This window comes from Actinoalloteichus fjordicus (genome assembly GCF_001941625.1).
GTDB classification, from domain to species: domain Bacteria; phylum Actinomycetota; class Actinomycetes; order Mycobacteriales; family Pseudonocardiaceae; genus Actinoalloteichus_A; species Actinoalloteichus_A fjordicus.
In genome coordinates, this window is sequence record NZ_CP016076.1 from 5,641,195 (window position 1) to 5,663,390 (window position 22,196).

General features: G+C 68.7%; 16 protein-coding genes. 5 read left to right on the top strand and 11 right to left on the bottom strand.

All coding sequences use genetic code 11. The annotated features are described in order from the left end of the window. The first annotated feature begins 7 nt into the window (after window positions 1–7). The 3 genes from UA74_RS24010 (at window position 8) to UA74_RS24015 (ending at window position 2,445) form a co-directional block, all read left to right on the top strand. Entirely contained in the window at window positions 8–676 is a 669-nt protein-coding gene (locus UA74_RS24010; protein ID WP_075742272.1) for a WXG100 family type VII secretion target, read from the top strand. A 280-nt stretch (window positions 677–956) separates the two neighbouring features. Next, window positions 957–1,280, top strand: a complete 324-nt coding sequence (locus tag UA74_RS32390; RefSeq protein ID WP_157434416.1) for a hypothetical protein — start codon at window positions 957–959, stop codon at window positions 1,278–1,280. A gap of 367 nt (window positions 1,281–1,647) precedes the next feature. Continuing rightward, complete coding sequence (locus UA74_RS24015) at window positions 1,648–2,445, top strand: pectate lyase (RefSeq protein WP_075765528.1); 798 nt, start codon at window positions 1,648–1,650, stop codon at window positions 2,443–2,445. A 622-nt stretch (window positions 2,446–3,067) separates the two neighbouring features. On the opposite strand, the gene UA74_RS24020 is transcribed toward UA74_RS24015, so the two are convergent. Both UA74_RS24020 and UA74_RS24025 read right to left on the bottom strand, forming a co-directional pair. Beyond that, complete coding sequence (locus tag UA74_RS24020) at window positions 3,068–4,375, bottom strand: exonuclease domain-containing protein (protein ID WP_198042847.1); 1,308 nt, start codon at window positions 4,373–4,375, stop codon at window positions 3,068–3,070. Window positions 4,376–5,381: 1,006 nt separating this feature from the next. Then, entirely contained in the window at window positions 5,382–6,629 is a 1,248-nt protein-coding gene (locus tag UA74_RS24025) for a helix-turn-helix transcriptional regulator (RefSeq protein ID WP_075742274.1), read from the bottom strand. 88 nt (window positions 6,630–6,717) lie between these two features. Between UA74_RS24025 and UA74_RS24030 the strand changes: the two genes are divergently transcribed. Both UA74_RS24030 and UA74_RS24035 read left to right on the top strand, forming a co-directional pair. Further along, on the top strand, window positions 6,718–10,092 hold the full coding sequence (locus tag UA74_RS24030) for a S8 family serine peptidase (RefSeq protein ID WP_075765530.1): 3,375 nt from the start codon (window positions 6,718–6,720) through the stop codon (window positions 10,090–10,092). 428 nt (window positions 10,093–10,520) lie between these two features. Continuing rightward, window positions 10,521–12,173, top strand: coding sequence for a hypothetical protein (locus tag UA74_RS24035; protein WP_075742276.1), 1,653 nt, complete (start codon window positions 10,521–10,523; stop codon window positions 12,171–12,173). 120 nt (window positions 12,174–12,293) lie between these two features. On the opposite strand, the gene UA74_RS24040 is transcribed toward UA74_RS24035, so the two are convergent. The 9 genes from UA74_RS24040 to UA74_RS24085 form a co-directional block, all read right to left on the bottom strand. Next, entirely contained in the window at window positions 12,294–14,357 is a 2,064-nt protein-coding gene (locus UA74_RS24040) for a S9 family peptidase (protein WP_075742277.1), read from the bottom strand. A gap of 747 nt (window positions 14,358–15,104) precedes the next feature. Next, on the bottom strand, window positions 15,105–15,770 hold the full coding sequence (locus tag UA74_RS24050; RefSeq protein ID WP_075742279.1) for a response regulator transcription factor: 666 nt from the start codon (window positions 15,768–15,770) through the stop codon (window positions 15,105–15,107). Continuing rightward, entirely contained in the window at window positions 15,767–17,041 is a 1,275-nt protein-coding gene (locus UA74_RS24055; RefSeq protein ID WP_075742280.1) for a sensor histidine kinase, read from the bottom strand. Before UA74_RS24055 ends, UA74_RS24050 begins: the two co-directional genes overlap by 4 nt. A 34-nt stretch (window positions 17,042–17,075) precedes the next feature. Then, entirely contained in the window at window positions 17,076–17,300 is a 225-nt protein-coding gene (locus UA74_RS33105) for a hypothetical protein (protein WP_075742281.1), read from the bottom strand. Beyond that, a complete protein-coding gene (locus tag UA74_RS24065; RefSeq protein WP_075742282.1) occupies window positions 17,297–18,322 on the bottom strand; it encodes a DUF418 domain-containing protein in 1,026 nt (341 codons plus the stop codon). The genes UA74_RS33105 and UA74_RS24065 overlap by 4 nt, the downstream gene beginning before the upstream one ends. 193 nt (window positions 18,323–18,515) lie before the next feature. Continuing rightward, entirely contained in the window at window positions 18,516–19,361 is an 846-nt protein-coding gene (locus UA74_RS24070) for an ABC transporter permease (protein WP_083683568.1), read from the bottom strand. Then, entirely contained in the window at window positions 19,345–20,385 is a 1,041-nt protein-coding gene (locus UA74_RS24075; protein WP_075742284.1) for an ABC transporter substrate-binding protein, read from the bottom strand. Before UA74_RS24075 ends, UA74_RS24070 begins: the two co-directional genes overlap by 17 nt. A gap of 56 nt (window positions 20,386–20,441) precedes the next feature. Next, a complete protein-coding gene (locus tag UA74_RS24080) occupies window positions 20,442–21,266 on the bottom strand; it encodes an ABC transporter permease (protein ID WP_075742285.1) in 825 nt (274 codons plus the stop codon). Next, the gene (locus UA74_RS24085; RefSeq protein WP_232237399.1) at window positions 21,263–22,060 is read right to left on the bottom strand and encodes an ABC transporter ATP-binding protein; all 798 of its coding nucleotides are present in this window, start codon (window positions 22,058–22,060) and stop codon (window positions 21,263–21,265) included. Before UA74_RS24085 ends, UA74_RS24080 begins: the two co-directional genes overlap by 4 nt. Window positions 22,061–22,196: the final 136 nt, after the last annotated feature.

The window sequence follows — 22,196 nt, forward strand, 5'->3', positions numbered from 1 at the left end:
GGTTGTCATGAGTTACGAATCTCTGGACCCTTTCCCCGAATCGGACGCCGATAAAATAATCGAGTATGCCAACAAGGTCGGCGAACGCGCAGTCGAAGACATGATCAACACAATTCGAGACACCTTCGGACACCCGGAGGCAATTGAAACTCGAGTCGACGCCTGGGGATTTCACGCAAAACAGAAGCTCGATCAGTCACTTGACTCGATATCGAATTGCAGAGCAGACCTGAGCGCCTACTGGCAAGGTGGCGCATACGACAGCTTCACCATCTATCTGGATCACCTCGAAGGAATCTTCCAAACCGCAGTCGATGTTTTCAAAGAAATGTCAGAGCACCTCAAGGACATTGCCAGCACCATGACTGACGTATACAATGAGGGAATCAGCTTCATCTACACCTGTGCAGGAATCATCGTCGAGGCGATGGGCGGGTTCGCTTCCGGAATCACAGAATTGTTCTTCGGCGTCGCCGAGGTAATCTGCGATGCTATCGCAGATTTTGTTCGAAAGTGCGGAGAAACCATAACAGTACTCAACACTGCAATTAGCGAATATCGAAGGACTGGCCAGAGTCTGCTTCATGGCGTCACCGACATCAGGGTTCCAGAGACAATTCCGCAATCTTCGGTGGACATTGGGGGGTGGAATGTCCGCGATCGAGTCACGCCCTAGAAGCCAGAGGACAACTCGTGCCGCGCTCGTCGGCGGCCTCTCGGTAGTTCTGATGGTGTCGTGCACGACAGGCCCCATGCCAGCGCAAAACCAATCGACCGCCGATTTTTCGGAGCTGCCTTCTTCATGTGATCTGGTGCCGATAGAGCTGCGAGATCGGCTGGTGCCTGGCGCGCCAAGCGAGCCGGGTCGAACGACGAACATGGACTCATGCAGATGGGATTACATTTCAAAACCGGCGGTCGGTTCCGAAGACACCCCCACCAGGAACAGACTACACGTGTCCTGGCTGATTCACACTCCACCAGAATCATCAGATCTGAGCGCAGTCGCGATCGCAGATTCCGCCTTCAACAGAGCGCGGAATAATCAGGCAGATCCGCCGCCAGTAGATATCGCCGACCTGGGTGACGATGCATACGCCACGCCACTTGAGAACAGCGGGCGCTCCATCAACTTTCGGCGCACGAACGTTAATGTGACCATCTCCTACTCTGTGCGTCGGACCGATCAGTCCAATAATGATCAACCGGAAGAGGACCCGACACTCGAGGTCGCCCGCGCTGTCGATCAGGCCTTGCTGGGTCATATTGAAGGCGAGTAGCCCGAGTTCATCGAAAAGAAGGGGGTGTAGCGCTCAAAGAGGTCGGTGGGGGCATCTTGTCGTACTTGTGGAGCCGTGATCCTTGGCCGGACGTCACACGACGGCGCAGCCGATGCCGACCACGCCGTTCAGATAGCCGCCCCACCGATCGTGAAAATCTCCCTCCACAACGTCGGACGAATGCTCATTCGATGATCCCTCGTCGAAGTGCCATCGACGAGTCGTCGAATACCAAGCTTCCGATAGTTAGTCACCAACATATTGCCTACAGTGTTGACAGGACCAATAACGATTGTCTAACATAGGCGGCGGGAAAGCGCTTTCCGGATATCGATCCGATACGAGAGCAGAGTAAGGAGCCCCAGCGATGTGGTCTTCTCCGACGGCTTCTCATCGAACACGATCAGTGCTGGCAGCGCTGATCACCACCCCGCTCGCCGCTGCCGCGCTGGTCCTCAGTCCGGCAGCAGGCGTTGCCGAACCGAGCGCGACGGCCCTCGACGAGCCGGTGTCCGAGACGATCGTGCTCACCGAGGATTTCGACGGCGGTGGCACCAGGTATTACGGCGAGGGCGACCTCGGTGACGGCGGACAGGGTGAGGGCGGCGACCCGCTCTTCGAGCTCGAAGACGGAGTCACCCTGAGCAATGTCGTGCTCGGCAGCCCGGCGGCGGACGGCGTCCACTGCGAGGGAAGCTGCACCCTGCGCAACGTCGTCTGGGAGGACGTCGGCGAGGACGCCGCCACCTTCCGTGCCGACTCGGCGTCCGCGCAGTTCCGGGTCGAGGGCGGCAGCGCCGCGGCAGCCGAGGACAAGGTGTTCCAGCACAACGGCCCCGGCACCCTGACCGTCACCGGCTTCACGGTGGAGGACTTCGGTGCGCTGTACCGATCGTGCGGCAACTGCAGCAGCATGTACGAGCGGCATGTGGTCCTCGACGACATCACCGTGAACACGCCGGGGGATCGCCTCGTCGGCATCAACGAGAACTACGGCGACACCGCGACGCTGTCGAACATCACGATCATCGGCGATGACGACCGCGACATCACCATCTGCCAGCGGTACGAGGGCAATGACGACGGCGACGAGCCGGACGAGACCGGCGAAGGTCCGGACGGCACGCACTGCCTCTACGAGGAGTCGGACATCACCTACCAGTGAGCCGACCGGTCCGACCGGCCGTGACGGCCCGGCCGTGACGAACCCGATCGCGACGACTCGACCGCGACGACTCGATCAGGGCGACCGTCGACGTCGCCGGTCAGCCGAGGACACCCGCCCGCATCGGGCGGGTGTCCTCGTCGGCGCCCAAGACACTCCACTCGATCGATATCTTGCACTGATCGAACACCTGTTCGATCATCGTGTCATGGTCATCCACCGCACCCCGGCAACGTGCCCAACCCTCGTCTCCCGCCGCTCACAGGGCCGCCCCTGCCCCCCGGACCGTGAGCCGTCCTCATGCCCGACGTGGCAGGCGGACGAAGCGCGGCCCGGAACGGCGTCTGTCAGCTCGGTGCGCAACCGCACCCGCGCTCGCTCCAGGCCCCTTGCCGGTGCCCGCACCGACGTCCCGGCACGGCTCCGCTCAGCCGCCGCCGGGCCCGCCCGCCTCGCCGTCGAACCCGCCGCACGGCTCGCATCGGTGGCACGCCGCCTGGCCGCGCCGCCGGACCGGTTCCGAAAACTCCGCCGACGGTCGATTCATGTCCTGGGAGCCGCAATGCGGCAACTGCTCCGAGCCGTCGCCAGACCGCAGGCTCCTCCGGACGACCACCCGGCGTCACGCGCCGCCCGCAGGCCGAGGCTGCCCGGCGGACATCATGCGGTCCAGCAGCAGTGCGAAGGCGTCCTCCGTGACGATCGGGATGCCGTAGTTCCTGGCCTTCCTGGCCTTCCCCGACAACGAATCCGGGTCGGCCGCCACGACGAGCCGCGTCTTCCTCGTCACGTGCCCCACCTCCACGAGGCCTGCGGACGTGGTCCGCAACGTCCACCGTTCACGCGGTGCCCGCGTCTGTCCGGTGAAGACGATGCGGTCGCCTGCACACAGGCGGAACCGACCCCAGCTCGGCCCGGTCCTGGCCTCGTCGACGACGTCCGAGTCGTCCTGGGGCGCGCCATCCGGGAACACCTCCGGCGTAGGCGGCGGCACGGCAGGCGGCACGATCGAGCCGCGCAGTGCACGGTCCACGTCGGGCTCACGAAGGCCGATCAGGGCGGCGATCCTCATCAGGTCCGTACGGTCCGCCTGCGAGGCGGCGGCGCGGGCGACCACGGCGAGATACCGACGGTGCGCACCGAGGGCTTCCACACGGCTGAGCCCGGCCGCCAACGCCAACTCCACCAGGCAGTCCTCTTCACTGAGCGAGAGATGCCGGTCCACCAGCGCGGCGTCCAGCATGGTCAGGTAGTCCTCGACAGAGCCCAGGTCGGCAGGATGGCCGCCGAGGGCAGGCAGCCTGCTGAGGAAGTGCTCGCGTGGGCCTGCGGCAGCGCCACGGCGGGCGACCCGACCGGTCGCAGGCGGCAGCCGGGGCCAACGCCAGGCGGCGGCCTCCGAGAGCAGATCTCGCCAAGGCTCGGGTGTTCCGGCAGCCTGGAGATACCCGACCAGCAGCCCGGCCGCCGCATACGCGTCGTGCAATGCCGAATGTGCCTCGGTCAAGGGCACGCCTGCGGCGGCGCAGCAGGCCGCCAACGATCGGGCAGAGGCTCGCAGATAACGATTGGCGAGTCGCATGGTGCACAGACCTGGCATCACCGCCAAGGGAACGTCGAGCCCGACCCGTCCGTACTCGGCGGCCAGGAAGTCCACGTCGAACGACAGGTTGTGCGCGACGACGACCCGTCCCGCCAACCGGGCGGCCAGGTCACCGGCGATGTCGGCGAACACCGGCGCATGCCGAACGTCCGCCGAGGTGATCCCGTGCACATGCTGCGGTCCGAGGTCCCGTTCGGGGTTGATCAGTGTGCACCACTCGTCCACCACCGTCCCGTCCTCATCGAGCTGCACGACGCCGATCTCGACGACCCGATGCCAGCCCGGCGTGAAGCCGGTCGTCTCCGTGTCCAGTACTGCATATCCCACTGTCCTCACTGCTCCCCCCGCGTCGATCAGTCGCGACGCCCAGCCCACGGGAATTCGCCCATAGCCGTGATCATCCCTGGGGGGTACGACGAAGAGCGTGCCGACGACACGGCACGCCACCCGATCGACCTCGGTGAGGAGACCACCGTCCTCATCCGGGGGTCTCCGTCGTCAACGATCACCTGCGAGCCCTACCACGGCGTACCCGCCGGGTGTATACGCCGAAGTCATCGTCGATCTCGCTTGAGGGGGCGACGCAGGAAACCTCGTTTCCTGAGGGCAACCGGAGCAGGCGATGAATGGTTGGGCGAGCAGCCGGTGATGACAGCAGAGCCCCTCGCTCCAACGCGCAGACAGAGCCGGGACGACTCGGCGTTCGGGTCCCGCCCGAGTGGTCCCCCGAACAGATCTGCGCCGGCCAAGGACCATCCAGACGAATCCCGACCGCTGTGGAGATCGTTCGAGCTGCCAAGGACCCGCTGAATTTGATCCTCCGTCTCCATGGGCCGGCGATCTCGTCGAGAAGACTGGGGCCGTTACGACTGCCCACGCAGCGCGACCGTGATCGCACTGGGCCATGTTCACGTGGTGAGCGTGTCTGCACTCGCGTTCCGCCTCGTTGAGCGTGCTGCCGACGTGCGTCGTCTTGCGAACCACCTGGCGCACCGACGGCTCCTCGATGCCCATGACGACCGGCTAGTCGTCAGCCGCCGCCGCAAGAAAGGATCAGCTCAAGGTGACGATGAATCTCCTCTTTCCCGGCCCGACGGACCTGAAGAAGAGGCCAGAATTCATGGGTAATGAAGCTACGGCATCCACAGTTTCAATACGAGCAGGGCGGAGAGCAGACCTTTACCTCGAAATAGCAGCGAGGGCGCCGCACCGCTGAGAGGGGCGCCTGCGTGAGGCTCTCACCAGGCTGCTCATGACGGGGCGGAATCAGACTCGCAGCCTGGTGAGAGCAGCAGAAACCAACCCGGTGAACCGCCTTGATCCCGACGGGTGCTCATTCGTCAGTCGCCCCCGCCAACCACCCCTGCCGCTGCGCCATGACACCGGCCTGGAACCGGGTGCGGGAGTTCAGGACGTCGAGCATGTCCGCGACGCGGCGACTGACAGTACGGGTGCTGACGCCGAGCTGACGAGCGATGGCCTCATCTTTCAGCCCGGCGGCCAGCAGCGTCAACAGTCGTTGGTCGGAGTCGATGACGACGGCAGAGTCGTCGTGGACTTCAGCGTGCGCCCACGGGCGGCCGACTTCCCCTGGAGTCCCCGTGCCGCCGACGAGGCTCGCCATGACACCGATCTCCGACGCACCCCTCAACGGACCCGCCGCATCCGCCTCCGCACTCACCACAGGACGGTTCACCACAGAAGGACTCACCACCGAAGCAGGCCGGGGCCCGGTACCCGCCACTGTCCTTCGCTGTCCCGAGATCGGGCTGCACATCCCCGCCGTGACCCGAGAAGCCGCGTCGCCCCTCCCCCGCCGCGCGCCCGCCCCCGACCCCGCCAGAGGCACCGCCAGCTGCCAGACCAGTTCGAACAAGGCGACCAGCGCATCCAGGAGGGCGGAGGAGTGCACGACCAGCGCACTGTCCATCTGATCTTCGATCACCAACGGCAACAGGGCCGCCCGACGGTCGAAGATGGCGAGTTTCATCGGGATCGCGGGGTGCATCCGGGATTGTTCGCCGAGCCTGGCCGCAGCCAGCGCCGCTTCTAGGGCGCCCGGCAGCTCCATCGACTCCGGGGTGTAGACGCCACGCACCGTGGTTCCGACATTCAGGAGCCCGACCACCTGCCGATTGCTTCGATCATAGTCACCCGCATACGGGGGCCGGTCGAACACCAGCAGCTCTTCGCGAGTCGTCTGGAGAAGCTGGGCGAACCGGGCGGACACTGCAGACCGGCCCGCCAGGATCTCCACGAGCTGATCGGGGCGATGCTGCTGATCGGCGGGCATCTCGCTCAGCAGTCGCCGGGCCTCCAGTCGCACCTGGCCCAGTTCCTCCCGTCGTCGGGCGACCAGTGCATCCACGGCGACGTCGGGGCGGGCAGCGATCAGCCGGACCGGCCGACCGGCCACTCGGCTGGCCAGCCCGAGGCGTTCCAGGGCGGTCGTCGCGCGCCGTACCGCGTCGGTGCCGTGCCCGCAGCGCCGCGCCAGTTCGGCCACCGTCTGTCTCGGCGCAGACAACAAGGCCCGGTAGACCGCCTCCTCGATCGGACTGACACCCACGGCTTCCAACATCTCGACATGCTGGCGAGTAGCTGCCGTGGCGACAACACGCCAGCCGATTTCGTATCAGATTCGATAGGCGGCCAGGTACGAAAACCCCATGCATCTTGGCCGATCACCACGCCGACTGTTCGCCGGAATCGTGTGTTCCGCCATCGCCGTCTCGACGCTGCCCGCCATGGCCGCCGCGCAGCCCGAGAGCTCTACCACCGCGATCTCGGAACCGAGCATCACCCACGCGGCGGTCACCCTGCTCACCGGAGACGTCGTCGCGATCGACTCCGCAGGCACCGGGCAACCCACCGTGACGATCCATCCCGCACCGCGAACCGACATCGGCGTCGGCTTCCAGACCTGGCACTCCGACGAGGGTGACACCTTCGTCATCCCCCATGACGTGGCCGCGCTCGTCCCCGATGTGCTCGATCTCGCCCTGTTCAACGTCAGTGGGCTGATCGCCGCAGGGTATGACGACGCGAGTCGCGACACGCTGCCGCTGATCCTGCAAGGCCGGGATTCAGGGGCCGTTCACACGCTCAACGCTGCCGAAGTCCTCCCCGCTGTGGATTCGACACTGTCGCTGCCGGTGATCGACGCCGTAGCCGCCGAGGTCACCAAGGCGACTGCGCCGGAACTCGGGGACACGCTCGCCGCCCTTGCCGACGGCTCGGGAGCCTCTGACCCGGCCGTCTCGGCGGCCACGGCGATCGAGAAGGTATGGCTGGACACCGCAGTCGACGTCGCGGAGTGGGACCGCAACCTGGATCAGATCTCGGCCCCGACCGCCTGGGACACCGGGCTGAGCGGTACGGGTGTCAGCGTGGCAGTGCTCGACACCGGCGTGGACATCGAGCACCCCGACCTGACAGGGGTGGTGACCGCAGCGGAGAACTTCACCGCCGCGGATTCAGCTGCGGACGGACACGGGCACGGCACGCACGTCGCCTCGGTGATCGCAGGCAGCGGTGCCGCGGCGGACGGCGCGCGGCGAGGCGTTGCGCACGGCGCGCAACTGCTCGCCGGGAAGGTGCTCGGGGATGACGGCCGCGGGCAGGTCTCCTGGTTGATCGAGGGCATGCAGTGGGCCGTGGACCAGGGCGCCGACATCGTCAACCTCAGTCTGGGCACACCGGCGGGCGACGAGGATGACCCGGTCGCCCAGGCGTTGGACCGACTTGCGCAGGAGAGCGACACGCTGTTCGTCGTGGCAGCAGGTAATTCCGGTCCCGATGCGGGGACCGTGGAGTCGCCGGGCATCGCCGCACACGCGCTGACCGTCGGCGCGGTCGACGCCGACGACCGTCTGACCGGCTTCTCCAGTACCGGGCCGACGCGGGGCTCCGGTCGTCTCAAACCAGAGATCGTCGCGCCCGGCTCGGAGATCGTCGGCGCTCGCGCGGGCGGCGGGACGGCCGAGCCGTACACCGCGATGTCGGGGACCTCGCAGGCCGCGCCGCATGTGGCGGGCGCTGCGGCGCTACTGCGGGAGCGACATCCGCACCTTGGCTGGGCACAGCTTCGCTCCGCTCTGGTGGGCACCGCCGTCCCGGTCTGGGGGTCCCGCTGGCAGCAGGGCGGCGGACGGATCGATCTCGAATCGGCGGTCACGACGTCCTTGGTCGCCGATGTGGACACCCTCGATCTCGGCGTGCTGCGGGCCGAGTCCTCCGATCCGATTCGAGTCGATGTCACGCTGACCAATCTCGGTGAGGAGCCTGCCGAACTGACGGTGACGGACGAGATCGCCGATGCCGACCTGGTGGCCGTCCCCGCCGAGCTGGTGACCGTCTCCCCGGCGACCGTCGCACTCGCACCGGGCGAGTCGACGCAGGTCACCGTCACCCTCGCCCAGGAGGGTCTCGGCGCGGGCCAGTTCAGCGGCACGGTGACCGTGTCGGGCGCCGACGGGGCGATGCTGCACATCCCGACCGGGTTCCTGATCGAGCCCGAGCGTCACGAGCTGCGAGTCTCGGTGCTGGATCGGCGCGGCGAGCCGCTGTCGGGCGGCGTTGTCGAGGTGTTGCGGGGCGAGGACTTCGTGGGCGGATTCTTCCCGGCGGCCCGGCTCGACGAGCACGGTCAGGCAGTCCTGGACGTGGTGCCGGGGCATTACAGCGTGATGGCACGGGTGACCACCCCGGCGCGCGGCGGCGAGGCTGAGACGCTGTCGGTGGCCGGAACGGCAGAACTGCTCGTCGAGGAGGACACCGAATACGTCGTGGACGCACGGCGTGCGGAGCGGATGAGAGCGATGACGGTGCAGGGCGTGCCCACCACGCCGCTGGAGGGCATGCTCGGGTACAGCCGGGGCGACGGCAGCCGCAGTTACACCGCGCTGATGTTCCCCGAGTTGAGCGCCTTCGCGGGCGGGCAGGTCTTCGCGCAGCCGACCAGACCCGTGACCAGCGGCATGTTCCGCACCGAGGGCCGCTGGCGGTTGGAGAGCCAACGTCGGCTCGGCGATCGGCAGGAGATCTACGACCTGGTGTCGGTGGAGGATCACTATCCCAGTCCGCCCTCCTCGGTGCTGACCTGGCGCGAGTCGCTGCGGCTCGCGCGAGTCGAGACCGTGTTCGAGGCACCTGCTGAGGCGGAGTATCTGGAGTACCGGTCGTACCACACCCCGTTCGGCGGGACGGCGATCATCTGGCTGCACGATCTTCCGGTGCCGGGGCGCCGGACCGAGCTGATCAGTGTCGACCCGTCGGTGACCTGGCAGCAGTGTGTGATCGATCCCGCCGAGCTGACCCGGCGGGTCTGCGATCGGCATGATCCGGCGTACCGGGAGGGTGAATGGCGTACGTCGACGTGGCGGTCGCGGTTGACGCCGGTGACCAGGTCGGTGTGGCAGGGCGACGCCGCCCTCGTCGCGGACATCCACTTCGGCAACGGTGCGCATGGCGGGCTGCTGGAGCACGAGCAACTCGAGGAGACCACACTGCGGCTCTATCGAGACGAGGAACTGGTCGGCGAGCGGCAGAGCACCTACGGGCATTTCTTCACCTCTCCGGAGGAGGCATCGTTCCGTCTGGAGCTGGACGCGACGGTCGCCGACGGGGTCCTACCGGCAGGCGCCCGAACCAGCACCGCATGGGAGTTCCGCTCACACGGACCGACCGAGGACACCATGACCGGCTTCAGTCCTGCGCTGCTGGACCTCGACTATCGCCCCGACGTCGACGAATTCGGCCGCGCGAGATCAGGGCGGGCGCTGCCGATGTCGTTGCGGGTCGACTCGAGCGGACCGGATCGTGCACGGCCCGCGATGTCTCGGGTTCGGCTGTGGATCTCGACCGACGGCGGTCGGCGGTGGCATGAGCAGCTGCTGCTGCCGGGCCTGGACGGAGCCAGGCACACGGTGATCCCGGCACTCCGACTCCGCAACGCCGATGCGGTGTCGACCAGGGTGGCGGCGACGGCCAAGGATGGTCGCACCATCGAGCAGACCGTGATCGACGCCGTACCGCTGTACTGAAAGGCTGCGGCCCGACTCCGAGGGGGCGCGGCGGCGCCTGCGACGGGCCTGCTTCCACAGGACGGCAGGAACCGATCGAAGCCATCTCCGAGTCGGCCCGCCGGCCTCCGCCCGGACGACCGGCCCGACCACGACCTCTAGGACGGCGCCGCTGCCGATGTCGTCTCCGGACCTCAGCTGGATTCGACGGCATCGCGTGACCGGAGCACGACATTCGCCCAAGATGATCACCACATCGGGCGACTTGACTACGGCTGATCGGGGGACGAAGTACTTGATATGACGTGGAACGAAATCGACGACGGCGTCGAAATCGGCGCCAGGGACCGACGATGACGGCAATGGCGGCCTGCCCGCCGGAGACGTCGTCCGTCCCCTGTGCCGAGGAGTCGACGGAAGGGAGGCCCCGGCACGCGGAATCTGTCCCCGTGACGGGACCCCGACACGCGAGTTCGGACCGGTACGGCCTCCCCGTGATCACCTTCGCGGTGCTGCGAGAGACGATCACGCAGCGGTTAGCACAGTGTCGTGCCGACGAGACGCCGGAGAGCTGGCGCGGACTGCTGGACATCGTGGCGAGACTGTCCGAGAACGACACAGCTGCGGCCCGCATTGCCGACGCCGCCCCCGGGGCCGATGCGGACACCGCAGGCCGCACCGAGGCGGGCGGCCCGGTGCCCGGTCCGAGTCCCGCAGCCCACTCCGAGGACAAGCCGCCGGCGTGTCTGCTCAAGCCGGTGGGAATGGACCCGACGTACCCGGTGTCTTCGGGCCGGTCGAGGTTCGCCCCTCCTGCGTCAGCGCATCGAGGCAGGCGGATCGGTGACGGCCGCGACCGACCGGCCGGGATGCCTGCGCTCGGTCCCTCGGTCACCGCAGTGCGCACCGCGGTGGAAGAGTCGATACGACAGGCGCAGGAAGCGCTGTCGGAGTTCCACCGCGGTTCTGACCAGGCGCGGCGCGCGCTGGCGCAGGCCGACGGTCGTCACGCCCGACCGAACGTCCCCCCGCTGCCGTTGCCGACCTGGCCGGATGCCGACACCGACATCGATCGCTGGTGGTTCCGGGCTGGCCTCGCCGCTGAGGCCCGCGCCCTGCCGCAGCTTGCGGGTGATCTGGAAGAACGGGCCCGCCGGATCGCGCGGCAGACGCTGGCGGCGATCGCGGCATGGGAACGGCCGGCCGGGTATTCGAAGCAGGTGGCGGCAGGAGCGCCGCAACGGCAGCAGACTCCACCGTCGATGCATGTCACCGTCGGCGACGGCATTCACCGCTGCCGGCGGATCACGATCTTCGGCGCTCCGGTACGCCTGCCCGCCGATCCGGCGGGCGACGGCTGTGCGCGCGAAGGCAGCAACGCGGCCGGCTACGGAGATCTCGCCACGGACACAGAGCGCGGCCAGGGCATGAACGTGGAGAACGATGACGGCGCAGGCGACGGCCTCCGCAGCCCGCATGACCTCGGTTCCGGCGCAGCCGACGGGGCGGGCGCTACGGAGGATCACGATCACGGCTGGCTCACCCGACTCAACGGCGACGCCTCCCTGGCGAGCCTGCGCTCCGCTGAGGGTAGGGACCTCCGGAACGCCCTGGCGGACCTCGACGCGTTGGTGGCCTTCGAACTCATGCCGGTCGACCGGCTGACGATCGGATCGAACGGGGAGTCCGCGCTGCCGGACGGGCTGATCACCCGATTCCTGACCAGCGAGTCCCGGCTCGGCGGTGATCGGCTGCTGCGGGAGTCCGCCGGGGAGTTGTGCGACTTCCTGCTGTCTGCGAGGTTCCCCGCAATGGTTCGGGCCGCGCACGATCGGCTCGATCGCGACCGGCGTTGGCAGGCCGACCGCCGCGCCGCATTGGCGCCGCTGCTGACGGCGGCCCGGTCATACGGCCCCGAGGCCCGGCTGTTGCGCCGCCGGATCGAGATCGGAATGCGGTTCATGGCGCTGGAGATCGAGTTCACGGCCGCGCGGGCCCGGATTCGTGCGGGCAGTACCCGGCACGGCGCCGAGAAGGCGGCCGTAGACGTCGACCCACGTCCGAGGATCATCGGTCCGTGCAGGCCGCTCCCCCGGCGTTGACTACAAGATCGACGCGGGACGGATCAACGTCACGTCGACCGCGACCGCCGGAGTCGACGTGACGTCCTCCGCGTCACCCGGCAGCGGAGGAGGCGGCCGGCGAGGCTGCGGGACCCTCCCTCACCCGAGCAGCGTCGGCCGCACCCACTCCCTGCCGTGCACATGCTGGTCGAGGAACGCGAAGACGGTGGCGTACCAGGCCTTCGCATGATTCGGCGTCAGGATCCAATGGTTCTCGTCCGGGTAGTACAGGAACTTGTGCGGGTTCGGCGTGTCGCCCGAGGTCGAGTGCACGAGCAGGTCCCGGAAGAGACGCAGGGACTCCCCGACCACCGCCCGGTAGTCCTTGTCGCCGTGGATGACGAGCATCGGCGTGGTGATGGCATCGACGAAGTGATGCGGCGAGTTGGCGTCCGCCGTCTCGGGCGTCATCTCTCGGACGAACTCGTAGGCGATGTCGCCGACCTCGTTCGCGTCCTTGAGCATCCAGTCCGAGGCGTGGGTGACGATCGCGGCGAACCGGTCCGTGTGGCCCGCCACCCAGTTGGCCATGTACCCGCCGAAGGAACCGCCCATCGCGGCGATGCGATCGGAGTCGATGTCGGAGCGCTGCACCGCCGCGTCGGTGGCGGCCATCAGGTCGGTGTAGGGCCTGCCACCCCATTCGTTCCAGCCACGTCGAATGAAGTCGAGGCCGTAACCGGTGGACAACGCGGGGTCCGGTTGCAGCACCGCATAGCCCTGAGCTGCGGCGATCCAGGGGTTCCACCGCCACGACCACGAGTTGCTCGACATGACCGGTCCGCCGTGGATCCACAACAGCAGCGGCGCGGGTGTCGCCTCGCTTGCGCCCGTGGGCAGGCTGAGCCAGGCCCGCAGCCGCGTGCCGTCCGCCGCGGTGGTGACGACCTCGGTCACCGTGCCGGGCAGCGGGGCGACCTTGCCCAGCGCCTCCGCCGGGCCGGGCAGGGGCTCCACCGTCCGTCCGCCCGGCAGCGGGACCCGGACCACGGTGGGCGGACTGTCGACGGCCGACCGCAGCGCATAGACCCACTGGCCGTCGGGTGACACCTGGAGGTCGGTGTACGAGCCGTCGTCGGTGAGCCGGGTGGGCGTGCCGGTGGTCGCGTCCAGCCGCCACAGCGGGGCACGACCGTCGTCGTCCGCGACCACGATGAGCGCGGTGCCGTCGGGCGTCCACTGTGCCGAGCGCGGCCAGCGGTCCCAGTCCTCGCCGAGCATCCGCAGCGGCCCGCCCTCGACGGGCAGGACTCCCAACGCCAACTCGTAGGGCCGCTCCGGTGTGGAGCGGCGGTGGACGACCACGGCGATGTGCCGTCCGTCCGGGGAGATCAGCGGCGACTCGTACTCGAAGTCGGCGTCGTCGGCGAGGGTGCGACGCTCGCCGGTCTCGACGTCGATCGCGACCAGGGTGTAGCGCTGCGACGCCCGAGGCTCCGCCACCGCCCAGCCCGTCACCACGGTGCGCCCGTCCGGGGTGATGTCCCAGACCACGTCGTCGCCCAGGGCACGGCCGACGTGTCCGGTGAGGTCACGCAGCGGCCACCGGCCGTCGGCGTCGGCGAGGTCTTCGCGGCCGTCGGCGATGATCAGGCGGTTCCGATCCGGACCGAGGTGGTGATCCCAGTGCCGGATCGGGAACTCCTCGTGAAGGATCACCGACACCGTCGTGTCCTTGCGCAGCGCCCGGATCTGCGCATCCTGGGCCAGGTCTGCGGCCGAGGGCATCACCGAGGAGCCGAACAGCACCGTCCCGGCCGGGGTGACGACGACGTCGTGCGCACCGCCGGGCGGCGCGGCCACCACGTGTGCGTCACCGTCGCCGGGCAGGCGCCACAGGGCGGCCGCCGAAGCCGGTTCGTCGTCGTCGGGACCGGGCCGGGTGGACAGGAAGAGCAGTTCTCCGGACGGGGTGAAGCCAGCCGCCGACTCACCCTGGGCGCTGCGCGTGAGACGGCGAGCGGGTCGAACGCCGGTCGGGTCGACCTCCCACACGGCGGAGACATGCCGCGTCCTGGCTGAGTTCACCGTGGTCACGCCGACGACGAGCCTGCTGCCGTCCGGGGCGAGGCGGAGCCCCGCAAGCCTGGGCAGGTCCAGATAGTCGTCGAGGTCGGCGAAGGGCGTGTCGGGGCGCTCATTCCGGCCGGGGTCAGTGGTCACACGCTTTCTTAGCACTGCCGTTCCCCCGAAACCAGGGACGGCAGGCGGGGATCGGGTCAGGCGCGGAAGTCCTCCCCGCACCCGGGAAAGCGGGCCATGGCAGGCCGACAGGACCGGCGGCCCGCCGTCGCAGGGCGGGCGGCCGGTCGCGAAAGCTGGGATCGGTAGGTGATCGAGCGAGCCCAGGATCGACGGCGACGGGCCTACTCAGCGACGGGGGGCGGGCGGCCCCCTCGCATCGCCGACACCGCGAAGGGAACGAGTCAGCATGGGACTGTTCGGCAGGAGGAAGAGCCGTGCGAAGAAGACCGTCGAGATCACCGACAAGGTGGTCAGGGGATTCTGCGGCAGGCCGAGCAGGTCGTTCCTCGGCGCGGAGAATTCGTCGCCGTCCGGGAGTCGGTCGGCGCGTGGCACGCGGGCGCCGATGCCGAGCGGGCTGAGGCGATGAGCGCTCCGACGATGCTCACCCCGGTCGTCTCGATCACCGACGCGGGCGGCTGGTCGACTTCGATCCGATCGCCGGGCTCGTCGGGCTCCCGGAGACCGGCAGCTGGCGATGCAGAGTCTCGTGCCCAAGCTGCAGCTCCCTCGTCCGGGAGAACGCGTGCTGTTGGTGGCCGCCCCGGCGCACCCGGCGGCTGGCTGTACGCAGACGTCACACGCTGAGGTCCGGGCGGGTACGGACCGGGGTGGCTGCACGCCTGCCGGGCGGCGCACACGCCAGATCCGGCGCGCGCCGCTGCGTCATCTCGTCTCCCCCGCACCCGGGGTGATGATCCCCCGTTCGTAGGCATAGATCACGGCCTGCACGCGATCACGACCGCCGAGCTTGGCGAGCAGGCTGCCGACGTGGGTCTTGATCGTCGACGGGCTCACCACGAGCTGCTCGGCGATCTCCGCGTTGGACAGACCCTTGGCGACCAGCAGCAGAGTCTCGTACTCGCGCGTGGTCAACTCCGTCGGCGGCGGCGCAGGCTGGGGTGCAGGCAGAGATCGGGCGAACTCCGCGATCAGCCTGCGGGTCACCCGCGAGGCCACCAGTCCCTCCCCCGATGCCACGACGCGAACGGCCGCCACCAGGTCGTCGGGTTCGACGTCCTTGAGCAGGAAACCGCTCGCGCCTGCCCGCAGTGCGGCGAAGACGTACTCGTCGAGGTCGAAGGTCGTCACGATCAGGACCGGGATGCCGGTCTCCCCCACCAGCTCGCGGGTGGCCGCGATCCCGTCGAGGCGCGGCATCCGCACGTCCATCAGGACCAGGTCGGGACGCAGCGTTCGAGCCGCGTCGATCGCCTGCCTGCCGTCGCTCGCCTCACCGACCACGACGATGTCCGGCTCGGCCTCCAAGATCGTGCGAAATCCCGCGCGGACCACAGCCTGGTCGTCGGCCAGCACCACCCGAAGGGTCATGTCACCCCCGATTCGCCGAACGGCAGACGTGCGTCGATCTGCCATTCTCCGGCCGCCGTCCGGCCCGCCGACAGCCTGCCGCCCGCATGGGCCACCCGCTCGCGCATCCCCACCAGGCCGTGCCCGTCACTCACCGAGGGCAGTACCACGGGCTCGGTGCCGGGTCCGTTGCGGACCACGACACGCAGCTCGGCTCCGGAGTATCGAAGCAGCACCGACACCGCCGCGCCCGGCGCGTGCCGCCGTGCGTTGGTCAGTGCCTCCTGCACGAGGCGGTAGGCGGCCAGATCGACCACGGTAGACAGCGGCACCGGCTCGCCCTCGGTGGTGGACTCCACCGTCATCCCCGCCCGCCGGGCAACGGCGATCAGGTCCGCAAGTCTGGACACGGTCGGCTGCGGCGCAAGCTCCGCCGGGTCCTCGGACTCGTGTGGTCCAGAGGCTCGCATGATGCCCGCCAGACCCCGCAGCGCCGTCAGTGTCTCCCTGCCTTGGGCGCGGATCGCCCGCAGCGACTCCCTCGCCTTCGCCGGATCTCGTTCGACGAGCCGGTCCGTCGCGCCTGCCTGCACGACGATGGCCGACAGGTCGTGTGCGGCGACGTCGTGCAGTTCGCGAGCGATCCGACGGCGCTCTTCGGCGACGGCCTCCCAGGCTCGCAGCTCCCGCTCGGCGTCCGACCGCTCGAGCCTGGCTGCAAGTTCGGCGATGTAGACACGGCGGGTCTGGATGTACAGGCCGAACAGGCCAGGAAGGCCGTAGGCGAGCAGCGACGCGAGGACCAGGTCGGTCGGCGTGCTGCCATCGTTTCCCAGGAACGTGATCAGAGTCGACAGACTGCCGCCGAGTGACACTGTGATCGCGCCGCCGACCGCGTGGACAAGACCGAACCCGATCAGACTGGTGAGAGCGCTCCGCCGAGACAGCAGCGTCCCCGCTGAATAGGCGCACACCAGCACACCGATGCCCGTCCCGGCGAATGCCGTCGGCAGCGCCGAGCTCGCCAATACCACGGCCGTCGCCAGCCCCAACGCGATGCGAGGAGCCCGCCGACGGATCGCGATCGTCGCCAGATCCGCGACCGTCGGCAGGTTCGCCACCACGAACAACGGCCACGAACCGGGAAAGGTCCCCCCGCCGGTGACCAGACCGAACACCGTGCGCACCACCAGGACCAGCACGATCGCCACGACGGCCGCCGCCGTGTCCCGACCCCACGGCGTATGCCCGCCGAGGCTCCCCGGCCAGCGCAGGAAGTCGATCATCGGCATCGGCGCCGTTCCGGTTCGAGCGGGAGTGTGTGGATCACGCGAACTGGGCGCGCAGCTCGACGGCGGGCTCACCGGGCTCGGAGCGGTGTGGGGCACGGCCACCACTGTGCCGGGTGCGGCACGGCGTCCCGCCGCCCACCCGGTCATCGGCACGACGACCGTAGCCGTCCACCTCGACGACGCAGGTCCAGGTCCGATCCCCGTGACCGGACGCCGAGCCGCGCCGGGCCTCGGCTGCGTTGCCGCCGTGCCTTCTCATGCTGCGCCGACGTCTGTCCGCGGCCGGATCTCGTCGACGTCCGAGGAGACGGCGGGCCGGATGGGCAGCAGCCGCCAGTAGGTGACACAGCGCCAAGCCCACTCCAGCGGACCGTAGCGGAAGCTACGCAGCCACAGCGGACTCCACACCGCTTGCACGACCAGGATGGCCGTGCCCAGCAGCGCGGCCGTGCCCCAGTCGTCGGAGCCACGCAGGCCTAGCAGCGCGCCGAACGTCACGAAGAGCACGGTCGCGGAGAGATAGTTGGTGAGCGCGAGCCTGCCGAGCGGGGCGAACAGTCCGGAGAGCACCGGCCCTACCGGGGTGCGCAACAGCAGCAGGAACAGCGAGGCATAGGCCAGGGACATCGTCAGCGAGAACACCAGGCCGAGTCGCTGGCCGACCACGGCGGGCACGACGCCCACCACGAGCCAGTAAGAGGCCCCGGCGATCACGGCGAACACCGCCGCCGCCCCGGCTAGCGTGCCGGTGCGGCTCGGCAGTTGTTCGGCAGTGCCAAGTGTGGCCATCGCGAAACCCAGGGCGAACAGCCCCGGCAGCAGGGCGAGCCCGCCGACACCGGCAAGGAGCCCCACAGCGGTGAGGAGCAGCCCCAGGACGAGCGAAAGCCTCGCCGTCGCGAAGCTCAAGGGCAGCAGGACCACCAGACCGGTGATCGCGAAGGGCAACAGCACCTCCCCCGGTTGCATCAGATGGTGTGCCGCGCCGGCCACGGCCAGTGCCAGGAGACGACGGATCAACAGGACGCGAGGTCGGTCGCTGCGCCGGGCAGCCGAGCGGAGGAACAGTCCGAAGCCGACGCCGAACAGCAGGAAGAAGATCGGGTAGAACCGGCCGAGGACGAAGACACGCAGCCCGTCGGGCGCGGAGGAGAGATCCGGCAGCATGTCCAGCGTCTGCGGGATGTTGATGAAGATGATCCCGCAGAGTGCGAAACCCCGTAGCGCGTCCACCGCGTCGATCCGGCGGCCGGGCTGCGTCGGCCCGGGTGTGTTCGACATGACCGATATCGTGCCGCTGACGAGCACAGCCCGCATCGCCTGCGAGGCCGGACCCGGGCGGGCCCTACGGGGGAGAAGACTCGACCGCCTTCTCCACCCGCAGGAGGAGTCCCTGCGCCGCTGCCGTGGTCGCCGACCGTCCGACGTCGGCGCGCAGGCTCCGACGCGACCACGGCAGCGACTCGGCCGAGGCTCAGCCGCCGAAACGCCGGGTCAGTCGGCGTTCCAGCAGTCCGACCAGTGAATAGAGCAGCCAGCCGATCAGGCACAGCAGGATCAGACAGATCATCACGACCTGGACGTCGTCGTTGTCCTGCGCCTGCTTCTCCAGGTAGCCAAGCCCTGCGGTGGCACCGATGAACTCACCGATGACGGCGGCGGTGACGGCCTGGAGCACGCCGACGCGCAGCCCGGCGGCGATCGCGGGGAGGCTGTAGGGCAGCTCGATGGTCAGCAGTCGGCGGGTTCCGCCGATGTCGAGCACGTCGGCCAGGTCGTGCAGGGACTCCGACATGCCCCGCAGCCTGGTGACCATGGTGATCAGGATCGGGTAGAAGGTCACCAGGGCGATCAGAGTGATCTTCGATCCGATGCCGAGCCCCAGCCACAGCACGATCAGCGGGGCGATGGAGATCTTCGGCGTCACCTGCACCACGACGATGACGGGCATGAGCAGGCGCTCCACCCACTGGACCCGGACGAACAGCACGGCGATCAGGACGCCGATCACCCCGCCGATGACCACGCCCTGGAGCACCTCGGCCAGCGTCTCCAGCAGGTGGATCGCCAGGCCGCCCGTCTGCCAGAGGGAGACGGTCCTCGTCAGCAGTGCTCCGGGCGTCGGAAGCATGTGGTCTGGGACGCCGGAGAACGCGGCGATCAGCCACCACAGTGCGACGCCGCCTGCCAGGGACAGGGCGCCGACGAGCACCGGAGCAGGTCCGCCGTGATGGGCGTCGCGCGCGGGCCCGCTGCGGCCGGACCGGCCGCCGCTCCGCTTCGTCAGCCGATCGTCGACGCGGTCACTTGTCGATGTCATCTGCGTTCCTCACCAGGTCGGCGGCGTCGAAGGTCTCCTCGATCAGGCCGAACTCCGCCTGGGAGTCGATGGCGGCCTGCCACCGGTCCAGGTCGCCGTGGCCGAGGCCGTGCTCCCTCGTCTGATCGGACTGCCACAACTCGGCGACGAAGACCTCCCGCACGACGTCGGCGATCTCCGCGTTCTGTCCCTCGAAGGTCGGCGCGTACTTCTCGATCGCCATGTCGACGGTCTCCTCGACGTTGTCGATCGTGTGCTGGATGCCCGCGTCGAGCGCACGGGCGAAGCCGCCCGCCACCTGCGGCCGCAGCGAGGCCGTCTCCGGCCCGGTGATCAGGACGTTCCCGAAGGACGGCAGGTACTCGTCGCTGAGGATCTGTCCGACGTCCACTCCCGCCGTCCGCAGCGCGAAGTAGCGGAGTCGCGAGAAGGCGATCGCGTCGACCTCGCCGTTCTGCAACGCCTGGACGATCGCGCCGGTCCCGATGGTGCGTAGCTGGACGTCGTCCAGGCTCAGCCCCTCTCGGGCGAGCATGGCCTGCAGCTGCGCATAGTTCGGGCTGCCCAGGTCCGTGACCGCCACCGAGCGACCCGCCAGGTCGGCGGGCGAGGAGATCCCGGAGGCGTTGTCGAACAGCAGCGCGCCGATGCCGCGCTGGTAGGTGGTGTGCACGACGGAGGTTCGGACGCCGTTCGCGCGGGCGGTGATCACCGAGTCGGCGTTGGGGAAGCCGAAGTCGACGTTGCCCGCCGCGACGTTCTGCACGATGTCCGCGCCGTTGGCGTAGCTGAACTCGACGTCCAGCCCCTCGTCGGCGAAGTAGCCCTGCTCGACCGCCGCGTACAACGGGGCGTAGTAGGGCACCGCCGAGCCGTCGATCTGAATCGTGACGGCGGTCGTGTCACCCCCGCCCGCCAGCGAGGAGTCCCGCAGCATCGCGGCGGGACTGCACGCGCCGACCGCCAGCGCGGCGACGACGCCGAGCGCGGCCACGACGCGCGCGCCGAGTCGAGGAAGGTGCATCGGTCGGGTCCTTTCGGCAGGTCGCGACGGCCCGGCAGGTCGCGACGACGGTGCGGTCATCGCCATGGCAGCGCTCGCTTCTCCCACGCCGCAACGAGGGCGAATCCGGTGAGTCCGACGATCACGGTGAGGACCACCGCCGCCAGGAGCTGCGGGGTGTCGTAGGTGCTGCGGCCCTGCACCATCAGGAAGCCGAGGCCCTGCTGCGCCGAGATGTACTCGGCGAGAAAGGCGCCGGTCATGGCGTCGACGACGGCGATCCTGGCCCCGGAGAACAGGGCGGGCAGGGCGGTGGGGAGCTGGATGACGGTGAAGAAGCGCCCAGGACCGAGATCCAGGACCCGCCCGAGGGCACGCTGCTCGTCGGTGACCTCACCGAGCCCGAGCATCATCGCGATCATCATCGGGAAGAAGGCGAGCAGCACGATCAGGGTGAGCTGCGAACCGAGACCGAGGCCGAACCACAGCACCAGCAGCGGCGCCAGCGCGATCTTGGGTGCGGCCTGGAGGATCACCACGTACGGCGCGAGCACCATCCGCACGGTGCGGAAGGAGCTGAGCAGCCAGCCCAGCAACGAGCCGATGACCACGCCCGCCGCCAGGCCGATGACGATGTTGCGCAGGGTGTAGAAGAGGTGCGGCCACAGCTCGCCGCTCGTCATCAGGCCGCCGATCGAGGCCAGGACGGCCGTCGGTCCGGGCAGCAGGTAGGCGGGCACGTCCGCGACGGTGACGTAGAGCTGCCAGAGCAGCAGGACGACCGCGAGATACCCGAGGCCGACGGCGACGCGCCGCGCAGGGGACCGCTTCACCGGGGGGCCGGGTCGTCGGACTCGTGCCCTGCGCTGCGGGGCCGCGATGCGCTGTCGAACCGCGGTCATCGCAGCTCACCTCGCAGCATGCCGACGAAGCGGGCGAACTCGGGAAGCTCACGGGTGGCAGCGGACCGGTTCCGGTCCAGCGGCACGTCGTGCACCGCCTGCAGCCGTCCCGGCCGAGGCGACATCACCACGACGCGGTCGGCCAGGTAGGCGGCCTCCTCCACGCTGTGCGTGACGAACACGATCGTCTTCCTGGTCTCCTCCCAGATGCGCAGGATGTCGTCGTGCAGGCGGTCCCTGGTGATGGCGTCGAGCGCGCCGAAGGGCTCGTCCATCAGCAGAATCCTCGGGTCGTAGGCCAGGGCACGCACGATCGCGACCCGTTGCCGCATCCCGCCGGACAGCTCCTTGGGGAAGGACTTGGCGAAGCCGCTGAGTCCGACGAGTTCCAGCAGGGTGGCGACCCGCTCGTCGGCCCGGTCGAGCCGTTCCTTCTGCACCTCGATGCCCAGGCGCACGTTGCGCTCGACCGTGCGCCAGGGCAGCAGCGCGGGCTCCTGGAACACGAAGCCGATGTCCCGTCCGGGCCGGGGCGGCCGTTCCCAGACGATCTCGCCGTCGTAGTCGTCGTCGAGTCCGGCGAGCATGCGCAGCAGAGTGGACTTGCCGCAGCCGGACGGGCCGATGATCGCGATGATCTCGCCCTCGTCGACCGTGAGGTTGACGTCGTCGAGTGCGTGCACGGTCTCGCCGTGCAGGCTCGTGTAGTCCTTGCTGACGCCCCGGACCGCCAGCAGGCCGCGCCCGGTGTCGGGCGACGAGGGCGGTGGGCTCGCATAGGCGTTGTGCGTCACGGTGCAGCTCCAGGGGATCGTCGCAAAACCTGGTCACAAATCGCGTTCGGTGCTGATTGAGCGTCGACGATAGGCATTGCTTCCGCGTTACGGAAGTGTTTGCCCGAAATTAGATCCGGCGAGATGCCCGCAGCCA